At 37.7% G+C, this 15,188-nt stretch carries 15 protein-coding genes and 1 pseudogene; 13 read left to right on the forward strand and 3 right to left on the reverse strand.

All coding sequences use genetic code 11. From position 1 onward, the window contains the following. Positions 1-218 precede the first annotated feature (218 nt). The 8 genes from glgB to AC2YHV_RS20555 all read left to right on the forward strand — a co-directional run bounded on the left by glgB (position 219) and on the right by AC2YHV_RS20555 (position 9,135). Complete coding sequence (gene glgB, locus AC2YHV_RS20520; RefSeq protein WP_487373957.1) at positions 219-2,159, forward strand: 1,4-alpha-glucan branching protein GlgB; 1,941 nt, start codon at positions 219-221, stop codon at positions 2,157-2,159. Beyond that, positions 2,159-3,325: a glucose-1-phosphate adenylyltransferase gene (locus AC2YHV_RS20525; RefSeq protein ID WP_057277564.1), complete on the forward strand. Its 1,167-nt coding sequence runs from the start codon at positions 2,159-2,161 to the stop codon at positions 3,323-3,325. The genes glgB and AC2YHV_RS20525 overlap by 1 nt, the downstream gene beginning before the upstream one ends. A 17-nt stretch (positions 3,326-3,342) precedes the next feature. Beyond that, a complete protein-coding gene (gene glgD / locus AC2YHV_RS20530; RefSeq protein WP_057277565.1) occupies positions 3,343-4,449 on the forward strand; it encodes a glucose-1-phosphate adenylyltransferase subunit GlgD in 1,107 nt (368 codons plus the stop codon). 23 nt (positions 4,450-4,472) lie between these two features. Continuing rightward, positions 4,473-5,909 carry a glycogen synthase GlgA gene (gene glgA, locus AC2YHV_RS20535; protein WP_487373958.1) on the forward strand — a complete coding sequence of 479 codons (1,437 nt, stop codon included), beginning with the start codon at positions 4,473-4,475 and terminating at the stop codon, positions 5,907-5,909. 126 nt (positions 5,910-6,035) lie between these two features. Continuing rightward, positions 6,036-7,541: a cardiolipin synthase gene (cls, locus tag AC2YHV_RS20540; protein ID WP_278089112.1), complete on the forward strand. Its 1,506-nt coding sequence runs from the start codon at positions 6,036-6,038 to the stop codon at positions 7,539-7,541. A gap of 75 nt (positions 7,542-7,616) precedes the next feature. Continuing rightward, entirely contained in the window at positions 7,617-8,372 is a 756-nt protein-coding gene (locus tag AC2YHV_RS20545) for an exodeoxyribonuclease III (protein WP_053535122.1), read from the forward strand. A gap of 63 nt (positions 8,373-8,435) precedes the next feature. Next, on the forward strand, positions 8,436-8,840 hold the full coding sequence (locus AC2YHV_RS20550; protein WP_034306917.1) for a hypothetical protein: 405 nt from the start codon (positions 8,436-8,438) through the stop codon (positions 8,838-8,840). Positions 8,841-8,856: 16 nt separating this feature from the next. Next, positions 8,857-9,135 carry an HNH endonuclease gene (locus tag AC2YHV_RS20555; protein ID WP_082854622.1) on the forward strand — a complete coding sequence of 93 codons (279 nt, stop codon included), beginning with the start codon at positions 8,857-8,859 and terminating at the stop codon, positions 9,133-9,135. A gap of 139 nt (positions 9,136-9,274) precedes the next feature. Here AC2YHV_RS20555 and AC2YHV_RS20560 read toward each other — a convergent pair. Together AC2YHV_RS20560 and AC2YHV_RS20565 are read right to left on the reverse strand one after the other, a co-directional pair. Beyond that, positions 9,275-10,173, reverse strand: a pseudogene (locus AC2YHV_RS20560) (transposase); the annotation flags it as partial. A gap of 361 nt (positions 10,174-10,534) precedes the next feature. Further along, positions 10,535-11,056 (reverse strand): DUF2179 domain-containing protein, encoded by a 522-nt coding sequence (locus AC2YHV_RS20565; RefSeq protein WP_034306915.1) that lies wholly within the window; start codon positions 11,054-11,056, stop codon positions 10,535-10,537. Between the two features lie 242 nt (positions 11,057-11,298). On the opposite strand from AC2YHV_RS20565, the gene AC2YHV_RS20570 reads away from it, so the two are divergent. The 3 genes from AC2YHV_RS20570 to AC2YHV_RS20580 all read left to right on the forward strand — a co-directional run bounded on the left by AC2YHV_RS20570 (position 11,299) and on the right by AC2YHV_RS20580 (position 13,004). Next, complete coding sequence (locus AC2YHV_RS20570; protein ID WP_063576157.1) at positions 11,299-11,643, forward strand: avidin-fold protein; 345 nt, start codon at positions 11,299-11,301, stop codon at positions 11,641-11,643. Positions 11,644-11,670: 27 nt separating this feature from the next. Next, on the forward strand, positions 11,671-12,240 hold the full coding sequence (locus AC2YHV_RS20575) for a histidine phosphatase family protein (RefSeq protein WP_487373979.1): 570 nt from the start codon (positions 11,671-11,673) through the stop codon (positions 12,238-12,240). Positions 12,241-12,308: 68 nt separating this feature from the next. Next, positions 12,309-13,004 (forward strand): NAD(P)H-binding protein, encoded by a 696-nt coding sequence (locus tag AC2YHV_RS20580; RefSeq protein ID WP_487373959.1) that lies wholly within the window; start codon positions 12,309-12,311, stop codon positions 13,002-13,004. Positions 13,005-13,246: 242 nt separating this feature from the next. Here AC2YHV_RS20580 and AC2YHV_RS20585 read toward each other — a convergent pair whose 3' ends face one another. Beyond that, positions 13,247-13,384 (reverse strand): DUF4180 domain-containing protein, encoded by a 138-nt coding sequence (locus AC2YHV_RS20585; RefSeq protein WP_487373980.1) that lies wholly within the window; start codon positions 13,382-13,384, stop codon positions 13,247-13,249. 492 nt (positions 13,385-13,876) lie between these two features. Between AC2YHV_RS20585 and AC2YHV_RS20590 the strand changes: the two genes are divergently transcribed. Together AC2YHV_RS20590 and AC2YHV_RS20595 are read left to right on the forward strand one after the other, a co-directional pair. Then, positions 13,877-14,293 carry a BlaI/MecI/CopY family transcriptional regulator gene (locus tag AC2YHV_RS20590; RefSeq protein ID WP_057277570.1) on the forward strand — a complete coding sequence of 139 codons (417 nt, stop codon included), beginning with the start codon at positions 13,877-13,879 and terminating at the stop codon, positions 14,291-14,293. Continuing rightward, on the forward strand, positions 14,293-15,144 hold the full coding sequence (locus AC2YHV_RS20595) for a M56 family metallopeptidase (RefSeq protein WP_487373960.1): 852 nt from the start codon (positions 14,293-14,295) through the stop codon (positions 15,142-15,144). Before AC2YHV_RS20590 ends, AC2YHV_RS20595 begins: the two co-directional genes overlap by 1 nt. Positions 15,145-15,188: the final 44 nt, after the last annotated feature.

Raw genomic sequence — 15,188 nt, forward strand, 5'->3', positions numbered from 1 at the left:
CTTCCTAAAAAAAGGGAAGAGTTTTTCTTGGTATAATAATATTTTTACAATAAATGTCTTTTTTCTTTAAAAAAGTGTTTAAATTTACAAAAAAACGGCTATTTATAACAATAACTTCACCTCCATTGAAGGATTAATATCATTTTCATCGAATATATATAATAACTGGGGAAGGATGGGTAAAATACTATCGAGTTAATACTGATGGAGGGGTTTTATTGAGTACAATTATTGACCAGCTACAAGAGATTTATCCAAGCGATTTCGATTTGTATTTGTTTCATGAAGGCACCCTTTATGAAAGCTATAAAATGCTTGGGGCACACATTGTGACAACATTAGGTAATGAAGGAGTACGATTCACCGTTTGGGCCCCCCATGCCAAGCAAGTTTCAGTAGTCGGTAATTTTAATACTTGGGACGGAAAAGATCATGCGATGAAACGGATCGAGCGTTCAGGTATCTGGGTGTTGTTCGTACCAGGATTACAAGAAGGGGAACTCTATAAATATGAAATACATACACCCGGAAATAAACGTATCCTAAAAGCCGATCCATATGCCTTTTATTCGGAGGTCAGACCAAATACTGCTTCGGTCATTAAAAGGCTGGATAATTTTGAATGGCAAGATTCGAAGTGGATAGCCGATAGGAAAAAGGAAAATATTTATCAAAAACCCATGTCCATTTATGAAGTGCACCCAGGAACATGGAAACAGAAAGAAGATGGTGAATTTTATTCGTACCGTGAATTGGCTGATAGATTAGTTGAATATGTGATTGATAATAGTTTTACACATATTGAAATCATGGCCATAATGGAACACCCTTTTGATAAATCTTGGGGATACCAGGTCACGGGTTATTATTCCGTAAACAGTCGGTACGGTTCACCGGAAGATTTTAAATATTTAATTAACCTTTGCCACCAAAAGGGCATAGGAGTAATCCTTGACTGGGTTCCCGCCCATTTTTGTAAAGACGCGCATGGACTTTCCCGTTTTGATGGTACACCTCTCTATGAACCAATTGATTACACGAGAGCAGATCGCCCGTTATGGGGGACATACAACTTTGATTTTACTAAACCAGAAGTAATCAGTTTCCTTATATCAAATGTAATGTTTTGGATGGATGAATACCATATTGATGGGGTCCGTGTCGATGCGGTATCGTCAATGGTTTACTTGAATCATGATAATCCATTGCCGGTCAAGCTGAAAAACCAGTTTGGCGGTGAGGAAAACCTGGAAGCCATACAATTTTTACAAAAACTTAACGAAGTGGTTTTCAAGAAATATCCCAATGCATTAATGATGGCTGAAGAAGCGACAGACCGGCCACTTATCACTTCACCTACCGATATAGGCGGCCTGGGCTTTAATTACAAATGGAATATGGGATGGACTAACGATATCCTTCGTTATATGAAACTTGAAACAAATGAAAGGCCATATCATCATAACCTCTTAACATTTTCATTTTTCTATGCTTTTTCAGAAAATTTTGTCTTGCCCTTTTCACATGATGAAGTGGTTCATGGCAAGAAGTCATTATTGAATAAAATGCCAGGTGACTATTGGCAGAAGTTTGCAAATTTACGGTTACTTTTTGGGTATTTCATGACGCATCCTGGAAAGAAGCTTCTATTTATGGGAGGAGAATTTGGCCAATTCATAGAATGGAAAGATGAGGAACAATTGGATTGGCTGCTTTTGGAATATGAATCCCACGAAAAGATGGCATATTACTTCCGTACCCTTCAGGACTTTTACAGCCAAACTTCCTCCCTTTGGAGACTGGATCATGTCCAGGAGGGTTTTGAATGGATCGATCCGAACAATAGTGAACAAAGTATCATCACCTTTATGAGAAAAGGTAAACGCAAAGGCGATTATTGCATTGTTGTCTGTAATTTTTCTGCACAGGCTCATGCTCACTATCAAATAGGTGTACCATCCCAAGGCAAATATATAGAAGTTTTCAGCAGTGATTCAGCAGCTTTCGGAGGATCGGGTCAGATCAATGAAGAACCCATTAATGTTAAAAAGATACCATGCCATAATCAACCATACAGTATGGAAATAACTGTACCTCCATTAGGCATTTCTATTTTTATGAAGCAAACAAAAAAAAGACGGGGGAGAGTGACCGAATAATGGGAGCGAAAAAATGGATAGCAATGTTATTGGCAGGAGGCCAGGGTTCAAGGTTAGGCGAATTGACGATTGGTTTGGCAAAACCAGCTGTTCCCTTTGGCGGTAAATATAGAATCATCGATTTTCCATTAAGTAACTGCACTCATTCTGGTATAGATACGGTTGGGGTACTGACCCAATACCAGCCATTGATTCTAAATGATTATGTTGGTAATGGCAAAGCTTGGGACCTTGATTTGGATGTTGGCGGAGTTTCCGTACTTCCCCCTTATCAAGGGAAAGAAGGCGGTGAATGGTATAAAGGGACGGCAAATGCTGTTTATCAAAATATCCAATACATTGATAACTATGATCCGGAACATGTACTGATTCTCTCTGGTGACCATATTTATAAGATGGACTACAGTAAGATGCTGGATTATCACATCGAAAAAAATGCAGAGGCAACAATAGCGGTCATTCAAGTGCCGTGGCAGGAAGCAAGTCGTTTCGGAATCATGAATACCAATGATGATGATAAAGTCACACAATTTGACGAAAAACCAAAATACCCAAAAAGTAATCTTGCTTCCATGGGAGTTTACCTTTTCAATTGGAAAACCCTAAGACGGTATTTAATCAATGATGAAAAAGACGAAAATTCTTCCAATGATTTTGGAAGCAACATCATTCCAAAAATGCTTGAAGATCGAAAAAAGCTATATGCCTACCGTTTTAATGATTATTGGAAAGATGTTGGAACGGTCGAAAGTCTTTGGCAGGCACATATGGACTTATTGGAGGATACGCCAAATTTCCAGTTGAATGATCAGCAATGGAAAATTTTTGCCCGCAATGCAAATCATCCACCGCAATATATATCACCGGATGCCGAGGTCAGTCAGTCGCTTATCAATGAAGGATGCATGATACATGGGAACATTGAACATTCGGTTTTATCCTATAATGTACAGGTGGGCTATGGTTCAACCATAAAAGATTCAGTCATCATGCCTAATGTCACGATTGGTAAAAATGTTCATATAGAAAGAAGCATCATAGCCAGTAATTGTGTTATAGAAGATGGTGCCGTAGTTGGCAATTCAGCGGTGACATCCGATATTACCTTAATTGGTGAAAATCAGACCATTATCAATCCAAACAAAAAAAAGATCACTCTTAACTAGAAAAAGGGGAAGATGCTATGGAAAATGTGTTGGGTATTATAAACTTAATCAATGAAAGACAACATTTAAAAGATCTGACTGCTCACCGTAATGTAGCATCTGTGCCATTTGGTGGACGCTACCGTTTGATTGACTTTACTATGTCGAATCTCATTAATGCAGATGTATCAAAAGTAGCCGTTTTCCCAAAAGAAAAGTATCTTTCAGTTATGGATCATCTTGGCTCAGGTAAAGAATGGAACTTGGATCGGCGTTCAGGAGGCTTATACATCTTGCCCCCTATACATCCGGATGAAACGGTAACAGGCGATATGAAGCAATTTTATGATCATCTCAGCTTTTTCGAACGTGCAGAGGCAGATACTGTCATCATTTCCCCAGGAAGCCATGTATGCAAATTGGATTTTAATGAAGTGCTTGATTATCACAAAAAACATAAAGCGGATATCACGGTGGTATATAAGGATTATGTAGGGGAATTGATTGAAAAACCAATCTATCACACCTGCTCGGTAGATTCGGATGAAGACATAACTGACATTAGCTTTTATACAATCCCTAGACCTGGTGACCATGTTTGTCTAGAAACTTTCATCATAAGTAAATCGCTATTGGTGAATTTGATCAAAAGCTGTGTTGCCAGTGGGGAATATGACTTTTTGAAAGACGCTGTGAAAGCAAATCTTCATCGTTTTACCGTAAAAGGCTATAACTTTACAGGTGATATGCCATTCATCCATTCGATTGAAAGCTTTCATGCCAGTAATATGAATTTCCTGAACCCTTCGGTAATCCGTTCTTTCTTCGGGGATACTTGGGATGTTTATACGAAAATCAAACATGAGGCACCGACCAAATATTCAAGTTCTTCGAAGGTTACCAATTCATTGATAGCCAACGGTTGTGATATTGAAGGGATTGTCGAAAACAGTATACTCTTCCGTGGGGTAAAGGTGAAAAAGGGTGCGATAGTAAGAAATAGCATCATCATGCAAAAAGGCGTGATTGAAGAAGGAGCCATCGTTGAAAATATCATAACTGATAAAGAAGTGAGAGTTACTAGTGAAAAATCAGTCATTGGTTTAAAACAGCCTACTGTAATTAAAAAAGCGGAAGTAATTTAAAAGAGGATAGAGGAGGTGCGGCAATGAATGTTGTATTTGCTGCTTCAGAATGCGCCCCTTTTATAAAAACGGGAGGGCTCGGAGACGTTATAGGCGCGCTCCCGAAAGCGCTGAAAAAACAGGGAGTCCATGTAAGTATCATCCTACCTAAATACGGGGATCTTCCTAACCAATTCAAACAGGAATTGGAACATATGACGAGTATTGAAGTTCCTGTTGGCTGGCGCCAGCAATTTTGTGGCATCGAAAAACTTGTAGCTAACGGAATTACATATTATTTTCTAGATAATGAATATTATTTCAAAAGGCATGGTAGTTATGGTTTCTTCGATGATGGCGAAAGGTTCGCCTTCTTTTCCCGTGCAATTTTAGAGGCATTACCATATTTGGAAGAAAAACCGGATGTTATACACTGCCATGATTGGCAAACGGGCCTTGTCAGCGTTTTGATGAAAGCCCATTATCATAACCATCCATTCTATCAGGATATTAAAACGATATTTACGATACATAATTTACGCTATCAAGGAGTTTATCCTAAAGTTGTATTAGCTGAATTACTCGATTTGAGTGAGTTATATTTTAATATCGATGGTCTTGAATTTCATGGGAATGTAAGTTATTTGAAAGCCGGCCTGGCTTTTTCTAACATTGTCACAACGGTAAGCCCAAGTTATGCGGAAGAAATTCAGATACCTTATTTCGGGGAAAATCTGGATGGGTTTTTACGTAAGAGAAAAGGTGAACTTAAAGGTATTATCAACGGAATCGATTATGAGGAATATAATCCTGCAGCAGATGAACATCTTGCTGTTCCATTCGATTCTTATGAGGGTAAGATGGAGAATAAACGTCAGCTACAGGAATCGCTGGGTCTTCCTGTCAATGATGACGTCCCGGTTTTATCAATGGTAACGAGGCTTGTTGATCAAAAAGGAATAGATCTTGTTCTCCATGTTTTTCATGAAATGATGAACCAAGGAGTTCAATTCATTCTTTTAGGTACGGGTGAAGAGCAATATGAATCGGCATTTCGTCATTTAGCTGACCAATATCCAAATCAGGTTTCAGTCCATACATATTTTGATGAGGGGTTAGCAAGAAGGATATATGCAGGTTCTGATTTATTCCTGATGCCATCACAATTCGAACCATGTGGTATCGGCCAACTCTTGGCACTGCGTTATGGTACACTTCCTTTAGTGAGGGAAACTGGCGGACTTCGTGATACGGTCATACCGTATAACCAATTTACTGGTGAAGGCAATGGCTTCAGTTTTACGAATTATAATGCACACGATATGCTCCATACAATTGAGCAATCTGTTGGTCTGTACAAATTCCAGCCGAAAAGATGGAGGAAAATGGCCGAAAATGCAATGAAGTTAGACTTCAGTTGGACATCATCGTCATTAAAGTATATGGAGCTGTATGAAAGTTTGATTCCTGTCATGAAGTGATAACTGGATAGGTAATACACAAAGCACTTGCGAATATGGTTTTCGTAAGTGTTTTGTTTCTTTTACCATCAAATATGGGTATATGATATTTATATATAAAATATTGCTGTGTAGGAGAATGAAAAGATGAAAAGAAGAAGGATGGAAATTGTATTTTTATTTATATTAATTGCTTCAGTTTATATGATCCTGTTCACTTCAGTTAGCTTCGACGTGAAGCTATTTTTTATTGGATTATATATTTTGGTCATGTTTATCACCCTATTTTCACTAATGCTCGAAAATAGATTTGCCCACGAGACACTTTTATGGATGTATGTGCTTTTGTTTTTCCCGGTATTTGGATATGTATTTTATCTATTCTCAGGTCAGCTCTATTTAAAGGGGTATTTATTCCGAAGTAAAAGGAAAAAAGATCGAGAAGAATGGAAGAGTCTTGTTACACGGGTATCCTCTCCAGATTTATCGTTCTTGAATGATCATCAGAAATCATTCGCAGCTTTTGCCAAAAATGCATCTGAGACCACCATTAGTACATCATCGAAAACGGAAGTATTGAAAAATGGCAACGAAACGTTTACAGAAATCATAAAACAATTAAGAAAAGCTGAGAAATTCATCCATATTGAATACTATATTTTTCGTTCCGACAGGCTTGGTACTGAAATTATAGATATCCTTATTGAAAAAGCAAAAAATGGTGTGGAGGTTTTATTCATTTTTGATGCGGCAGGAAGTTTAAGCCTCTCAAATAATGAGGTTAAACGGATGAAAAATGCAGGGGTTAAAGCCTATCCCTTTTCGCCATTGAAACACGGTTTTTTCAATCAAAAATTTAATTTTAGGAATCACCGCAAAATCATCATCATAGATGGGGAAGTTGGCTTTGTAGGAGGTTTAAACGTAGGAGAGGAATATTTAGGCCGAAATAAAAGCATTGGTTTTTGGAGAGATACACATATGATCCTTAAAGGTGAAGCAGTATATATGCTTCATACCGTTTTCCTTTTGGATTGGGAATATGTCAGCGGCGAAGATGTATTGCAAGGACGTCCAGAATTCAAGAATAAAGTGGTACAAGGGGATGGAGCTGTCCAGGTGGTAGCGAGCGGACCTGATACACAACAGGGGATCATGAGTGATTTTTACTATTCACTTATCACGAACGCCACAAAATCAATCTGGATTGCAAGTCCATACTTCGTACCAAATCAAGCGATTAAAGCAGCAATTAAACATGCCGCAATTAAGGGGATACAAGTTAGGGTCATGGTTCCGGCAGTAAATGATGGGTTTTTAACCCAATACGGCAGTCGCTCCTATTTCGGTGAGCTGCTTCAATTCGGCGTAGAGGTATACTCGTACAAAAAAGGTTTTCTACATCAGAAACTTATTATCGTAGATGGTGATATGGCTTCCATAGGAACGGCAAATATGGATATGAGGAGTTTCCACCTGAATTTTGAAGTGAATGTCTTTCTTATGGGCAGCCGTACCATTGAAGATCTCATCACTCATTACAAAGAGGATATGATGGATAGTGACAAACTAGATCCTATCGGGTATAACAATCGTGGTTTACTGGAACGTTCAAAAGAATCATTTGCCAGATTGTTTTCGAATGTACTCTAATGGGAAAAAAAGCAGATAAATAGTATAGTTGAAATGTAAAGAAATTAATTGGCCATAAGGAGAATTTAAGAGAATATGAAATTGGTTTCCTGGAATGTAAATGGAATTAGGGCTTGTGTTAAAAAAGGATTTTTAGATTACTTTAAAGACGTGGATGCAGATATTTTCTGCCTTCAAGAAACTAAGCTTCAAGAAGGGCAGATTTCACTTGAGTTGGAAGGGTACCATCAATATTGGAATTATGCACTGAAAAAAGGATATTCAGGCACAGCCATTTTCACGAAGGAAAAACCGCTTTCAGTGAAATATGGTGTAGGAGAGCTGGATGAGGAGCCGGAAGGCAGGATCATAACACTGGAATTCGAGAGTTTTTATATGGTGAATGTTTATACCCCCAATGCAAAAAGGGATCTATCAAGATTGAATTACCGTCTCGAATGGGAAGATGAGATGATAAAATATCTTAAGGAACTGGACCTGGTGAAGCCGGTTATCTTTTGTGGTGACCTCAATGTCGCACACCAGGAAATCGACTTGAAAAACCCAAAACCCAATATTGGGAATTCCGGTTTTACAAATGAAGAACGTGGAAAGATGACTGAATTACTTGATTCAGGGTTTATCGATACATTTCGCCATTTTTATCCAGACCAGGAAGGCTCTTATACTTGGTGGTCATATATGGCAAAAGTCAGGGAGCGGAATATTGGGTGGAGAATCGATTATTTCATTGTTTCAAAACGTCTGGCGGATTCTTTAATAGAGGCAAACATTCACTGCGATGTCATGGGCAGCGATCATTGCCCGGTCGTTTTAGAAACAAACCTCTAAATGGAATAAATTCGGTTAAATGGGGATACTAATGGTTATCCATATTCAACAGGAGGTTTGATTATGAACACATTTATCGTGGGCTTTCATCAAGAAGATAATGTAGACAGCATGCAAGTGCAAAAATTGACGTCGGCTGAGTTTGAAAAAGCAACATCACGCGGATTTCGCAGATTATTTGAACTGGATACAAATATCGGTTATTTCGTATTTTTTGATGCTGAAGATGATGAGGGTGATTTATCCCATCTAGTTTTACAGTATGAAGAAGATAATCAGGATCCAAGTGATTGTTACTCCTTTACTAAAAATGATTTTTATGAGTTCATGGCACTTTATTTACAAGGGATGGATGAAGTGGAAGTGGAGGATGAAGAAGATGATGACAATGAAGAGTACGGACCAATCCATCATCTTGCCCATTTGATGTTTCATATTGTTGAAGAAGGAAAATCCGTAAAGCCATAATTGGCCGAGTAATGTAATGATAGGTACTTGTGAGCTTTGTGACAGGGATGAGATAGAACTGACCATCCATCATTTAACACCTAGAGAATTTGGCGGAAGCCATTTACCCATAGCCTATCTCTGTAAATCTTGCCACAAACAGATTCACGCACTGTATTCAAACCGAGAACTGGCCATCCGACTAAATACCGTGCTTTTGTTAAAAGATGATGAAGCATTAAAAAAATATTTAAAGTGGATTAAAAAACAACCGGTAACAAGGGCAGTGAAAATAAGAAAATCAAAAACGAAATAAAGCAAAAGGGGTTCGGAATTAAAAATTCCGAACCCCTTTTGAAATTCCCATTGAATTTTCCCCCAATGTTCAGAGATTGGGGCTCTACGAGCCCACTATGTTAGAACATTTTTGGACCTTGCCATGTCCAAATGGCCATCTACTTTAAATTAATGGCAGCCAAAGTAAGCATCGCCTGCATCGACAATTTATTAAGTCCCCTTAAAGAAGTCCAACGGATACCATGCTTTTCTTTTGCATCTGCGAATACACGCTCAATCGTTTCTTTACGTTTCGCATATATAGGTTTTACATCTTGATGATGACGCAGATGATCTGCTTCTTCCACATATGTATGCCAGATATGCCGAGTCACCACTTTTTGACCGTCTTTGCTTTCTGTTCACCGAGATAAAAATGAGCATGTTGCACAGATGTGTTTTGGGGATTTATGCTCGCGATAGCCCTATTTATTTGTTGTTGAGTACTTTAATAGCTCTCCCGAAGGGCAAAGGTAACAATCAATATATTCATCGACATAGTCCTGTTTGCGGAAGTTTGTGCGAGGATGTGTATAATGTAAAGCGGGTATGATTTCTCTCTTAAATAGGTAGCTTGTAATTCCATGGTTTTCACGATCTGGAATGATTTCTTCTTGAAGACGTTTTCTTTTCAAATTTCCGTTTATTCGCACTGGCTTTCACATGTGTGGAATCCACGAAAACTTGTTCAGCACTTATTAACTTTTTATTAGTAGCTGTCATTAAAATGCGATTGAAAATCTGTTCAAACAGGTTCTGTATCTTTAAAGCGTCGCTTATAATTTTTCCCGAACGTGGAGTAGGAGGTACTTTATCATGGAAACCATAACCTAAGAACCAATGGTAAGCCATATTTGTTTCAACTTCTTCAATCATTTTACGCATGGAACGAATACCGAAGGAATATTGAATGAAAGTCAGTTTAATTAAAATAACTGGATCAATAACTTCGGCGTCCTACTGATTACATATCTTTCACCAAGTCATAAATGAAAGTGAAGTCAATGGCAGCCTCTATTCAAGTTGATCTCGCTGAATAGAATCATGTTTAGAAAGCATCCTCATTACCTCAGGTTCTAATACTTCTATTTTAAAACAAAAATGACTCTAGGCAAAAGTGTTCTATCTAAAAGTTAAAACAAAGTTGATTGGAGCGGGTGTTCGAGACTCCTGCGGGAAAAGCGTGTCCAGGGGAGACCCCGCAGGCGAAAGCCGAGGAGGCTCCCGGACCGCCCGCGGAAAGCGAGTGCCTGGAGTGGAAAGCAACGTCCAAATTGTACAAGCCATAAAAAACTGTAGAAAAACTCAACTTTCATCGAGTTTTTCTACAGTCTGAAGCAAAAGCCCATCTTAATAAGATGGGCTTTTGCTTTTCATTTTCAGCTTGCTTTATTTTTCAACCGATCCAATAAAAATCCACCTTTAAAATAACGTGGTTCATATGAAATGATGAAAGCCTTAGGTTCAAACTTTTCAACGGTTGCTATCAATTCTTGTTCCCGATTGCGTTTGGTCAAGATTTCCATACGATAACGGTTGCTATCCCTGCCCTCGCCCGTATAAAGAGTTACACCAAATCCGTTGTTCCTCAATGTATCTACCAAATGTTCATTTTTGGTTTGAGTATTAACGGTTACATTAATAAAACCGATGGCAAGTTTTTGCTCAATTTTCGTACCAAAAATTATTCCGATTCCAAAACCAACTGCATATACAACCATGGCGAGTATGCTTTGGTCACCGCCAAATACGAGGGATAATCCAAAAACGTATATTAACATTTCTGCGATACCCAGTATCGAGGCGAGTATGGTAATATTTTTTACTAAGAAAATGGTTCGCAATGTGTAAATCGGAACATAAATAAGTTGTAATAGTAGAATCAGAAGTATTTCTTTCACTTGAGCACCTCACCAAAATCTTCCAGTTTGATTAGACGTTTCAAATTAGGGATTGTTCATTCCATAAGTAACATCTTCCCTAATATAACCACATCATAATAGGAGAATTCAATGGGGAATATTATGTATTTTTTGTGTCATTTCCATGGACACAGAATTAAAATTCTCATAAGATTTTTCAATATTCTTTTTTTAATAAATTTGGTATCATTATCCTTATTAATTCATATGGGGGAATGATGATGTTTAATTATGATGGTCGGATATTCAAAGCTAAAGTCAATTCTGAAAATGGAGAAGTGTCAGGAAATACTACCTTCCACTATTCACAAGACGGCTCAATTCTTTCAGCAAGTTATCAGGGGGGAGAGATTGTTAAAGGGACTTTAATAGGGCTGGTCAATCTGGATGGAACTCTGGAATTCAGATATAATCATATCAATGAAAAAGGGGAAATTAGAGGAGGCAGCTGCCTTTCCACCCCTGAAATGCTGCCTGATGGAAGGTTGCGCTTGCATGAAAAGTGGAAATGGTCAGATCTCGAACGGACTGAAGGACATTCCATCATTGAAGAAGTGAGAAAATAACAATCTACTTAGAGGGGTTTGAGGACAATTACTACTATTTGTTTAGTGCGGCATGGTCAAACAGATTGGAATGCACTAGGAAAGCTGCAAGGGCAGACTGATATTCCTTTAAATGAACTTGGAAAGATACAGGCACGGCAATGTGGTGAATTTTTGTCAAAAGATGATTGGGATGTAATTATTACAAGCCCCCTGAAGAGGGCAAGGGAGACGGCGGATATCATTTCGCACTATATTGAAGTACCGGTTATTGAAAAAATGGAATTCATAGAAAAGAATTTTGGCGTCGCTGAAGGAATGACTGCAGCGGAAAGGAAGTCTGCATTCAGGGATAAAGATTATCCTGGTCAGGAAAATCAGGAATCTCTACGAAACAGGCTTGTGTATGGGCTCCAGGACATTCAGAAGGAGTATCCTGAGAAGAAAGTTATACTTGTTGCACATGGAGCCGTCATTCATTTTATTTTACGCTTGATGTCAAATGAGTCAATCGTATCCAACGAAATGCGCTTGTTCAATGCATGTTTGAGTACGATTAGATTTGAAGTTGATTCTTGGATAATTGATGATTTCAATCAAGTGAATCATTTATCTTAGTCCTATTAAGCTAGTTTGTTAAAAAGGAAATGGTTGATTGAAAAGCTAATTATAGAAAGAAGGAAATCATGACTAATAAGAAGGCATTGATTTTAGGCGCTACAGGTATGGTAGGCACCCAGTTGGTTAAAGAGCTAGTCAAAAGCAAAATCTATAGTGAAATCCATTTGCTGACAAGAAGGGCACTGAAACTCGCCGATTCCAAATGCATAGGTCATGTTGTGGATTTCGGTAATTTATCCAAGTATGCCGATTTGTTCAAAGTCACCGATGTGTTCATTTGTTTGGGTACAACTATTAAAAAGGCTAAATCGAAGGAAGCATTTTGTAAAGTGGATTATGATTATGTAATTGAAGCAGCTAGATTTGCGAAGACATCCAATGTTGAAAAAATTCTCGTCATTACGGCCATGGGTGCCAATTCCAAATCAAAGTTCTTCTACAGCCGTGTTAAAGGTGATGTGGAAGGTACATTACAACATCTGGCATTGAATACTGTACATATTTTCCGTCCTTCCTTACTTCTTGGAGAACGAAAGGAATTCAGGGCAGGTGAAAAGATTTCTGGGCTGCTAAGTACTTTTGCAAAATTTGTCTTTGTAGGCCCTTTACGTCCATATCGTGCAATAGAAGCAAACAAAGTAGCTGCTGCAATGTACGTTGCGGCACAAACGACGGCAAAAGGATATCATTTTTATGATTCTGCTGAAATAGAGGAACTTGCACAAAGAGTTACGATTAATAGTGATCATCCGGATAAATAGTAAAAAAATAGATACAAGTTTCCGGTAAAAATGAAGGTTTTTAGAAGACCATGCCGACGATATACTGAAAACGGGCCCCAATAGGCTCGTTTTTAAATTCCTGTGTAATAAAGGTGGAGAACCAGAAGGACTTGGTAATAAGCAATGCCAAAGGTTTTTAGTTGTTTCTATAGCTGAGTTAGCTCAATAAGAAAACCGAGTATAAAGATCCAGGTCTTTTTTAGAAATTTTTCTGGTAATGTTTATAGTGCTTTAGACAAGTTATCGATCGCTTCTTGTTCTGATGGGACAAAAAAAACATTGTTCCCTTTATTACACTCATAAATGAAATCTTTCAGTGGCTTACTGGTATAAGATGAAAAATCCCTATGATTGCAAATTCAATATGGAAGTTGGCAAATTTTCGAAGGATCCTCCTACAAGTTTTGTACTTAGCTATAAAAAATCTTCTTAAATTGCTTCTTGTTTAGTACTATTCGACTGCTACCGGTTTTGCTACTAATCGTCATAATTATATCCAATGCACTTTGTGTTCCTTTCAGCTGGTTATCTAAATAATGAAGCCCTAGATAAAATTGACTTCCTTTTTTATAAAGCATTTATAAATTTGAGGAAATGGAGGACAATGGATTACTATTAATTATAAAAACTTGCCTGTAAAAGGCTCGTTTTAGACTGTAGTCAAACTCGAAGAAAAGCCAGTTTACCTACATTTTTTTATTTATAAACGTTTCAGTTGATTGGAACGGAAGGTAAGAGACTCCTGGGGTGAAAGCGAGTACCCGGAGTGGAAATCAACGTTCAAATCTTCCGGATGAAACTTGATTGTAACAGGTATTTCCACTACAATTTGTAGTGGGAGGTGGAAAAGGATGAATATTAAAAATTTTAAATATGATGAAGTTGGACTGAATCGTTTCTTTGGTCCATTGGAAGCAAATATCATGGAATATTTATGGGATAAAGATGAACAAAGCATTAAAGCGGTTCAACAATCATTGGAAGTTGACAAACCTATCAATTTCAACACAGTAATGACCGTCATGAATCGTTTAGTCGAAAAAGGCATTCTTGAAAAAAGGTCTGAAGGAAGGCTTTCATTATTTCGCCCGGTGCAGTCCAAAGAGGAGTTTTTTGAAGAGCAGTCAAAGAAACTGACTGAGAACTTGCTGGATGAATTTGGTGGAGCGGTCATAAGCCATATGCTGGATGCCATGAAAGACGCTGACCAAGGTTTAATTGAAAAATTGGAACAAAAAATTCAATCGTTAAAAAAGGATAAATTATAATGTGGAAGAGAAAGTCTTATTTTGTGATAAGCCTGAGTCTTTTAATTGCCTGTGTGGTATGGTGCCAAATGGGAGCTTTTTTAGTACACATCTTTTTTGGCGTGAATATTAAAGCTAATTTCTTTAAATTTTGTTTTAGTTTATTCAAGGAAGATTCAATATACTACTTTGTGGTCATCACACTGCTCAGTATAATAATATCCTATAGTATATTGAGCACCTTATTCAAAATTGCAGAGCAATATTTCTTATCCAGAAGGTTTAAACAAAAGCTTTTTCTTTCAAAAAACGTTGATATGACAAGGAATGTAAATGAAACATTCAATCGGGTCAACAATGATATCTTAGTTGTGAACGCTGAACAGCCTCTTGCGTTTACGATTGGTTTCAGGCGGCCTTTCATTGTGTTCAGTACTGGTTTAATTCGATTACTGGACTTTGATGAACTAGAAGCGGTAGTGGAGCATGAGGCCTTTCACCAAAAGAAATATGATCCACTGGTCATCTTTATTTTACAGTTGATTTCAAATGCGTTATGGTTTGTCCCATTGACAAAATGGTGTCATAAAAATTACAAAATAATAAGTGAATTATCAGCCGACGAAAATGCGATTCATAAAATGGGGACTGAATTAGGAATAAGTGCCGCTTTATTGAAGTTAATTAAACATGGGTGCACTGATAAATCCTTTCCTATCCTTGTTCATTTCTCGAATGAATCAGTTAACTATAGACTTCAGCAATTAATTGATCCCCATAAAACAATTCCTTTAAGGGCTGAAACTACCACGATTTTTGTTTCCATTTATGTTTTGGTTATCCTTATAGGAATGACTATAGTGATTGTCTGATGACTTTCACTTGATTTTTTTACCACTTTACACTACACTTTGTA

It is taken from the genome of Peribacillus sp. SRI_006 (assembly GCF_057586375.1).

Bases quoted from the DNA above. Each gene is read 5' to 3' on its own strand.
- glgD (WP_057277565.1), top strand. From the start codon at position 3,343: ATGGAAAATGTGTTGGGTATTATAAACTTAATCAATGAAAGACAACAT.
- AC2YHV_RS20595 (WP_487373960.1), top strand. From the start codon at position 14,293: ATGTGGAAGAGAAAGTCTTATTTTGTGATAAGCCTGAGTCTTTTAATT.
- AC2YHV_RS20525 (WP_057277564.1), top strand. From the start codon at position 2,159: ATGGGAGCGAAAAAATGGATAGCAATGTTATTGGCAGGAGGCCAGGGT.
- AC2YHV_RS20570 (WP_063576157.1), top strand. From the start codon at position 11,299: ATGTTTAATTATGATGGTCGGATATTCAAAGCTAAAGTCAATTCTGAA.
- AC2YHV_RS20550 (WP_034306917.1), top strand. From the start codon at position 8,436: ATGAACACATTTATCGTGGGCTTTCATCAAGAAGATAATGTAGACAGC.
- cls (WP_278089112.1), top strand. From the start codon at position 6,036: ATGAAAAGAAGAAGGATGGAAATTGTATTTTTATTTATATTAATTGCT.
- AC2YHV_RS20545 (WP_053535122.1), top strand. From the start codon at position 7,617: ATGAAATTGGTTTCCTGGAATGTAAATGGAATTAGGGCTTGTGTTAAA.
- AC2YHV_RS20555 (WP_082854622.1), top strand. From the start codon at position 8,857: ATGATAGGTACTTGTGAGCTTTGTGACAGGGATGAGATAGAACTGACC.
- glgA (WP_487373958.1), top strand. From the start codon at position 4,473: ATGAATGTTGTATTTGCTGCTTCAGAATGCGCCCCTTTTATAAAAACG.
- AC2YHV_RS20580 (WP_487373959.1), top strand. From the start codon at position 12,309: ATGACTAATAAGAAGGCATTGATTTTAGGCGCTACAGGTATGGTAGGC.
- AC2YHV_RS20590 (WP_057277570.1), top strand. From the start codon at position 13,877: ATGAATATTAAAAATTTTAAATATGATGAAGTTGGACTGAATCGTTTC.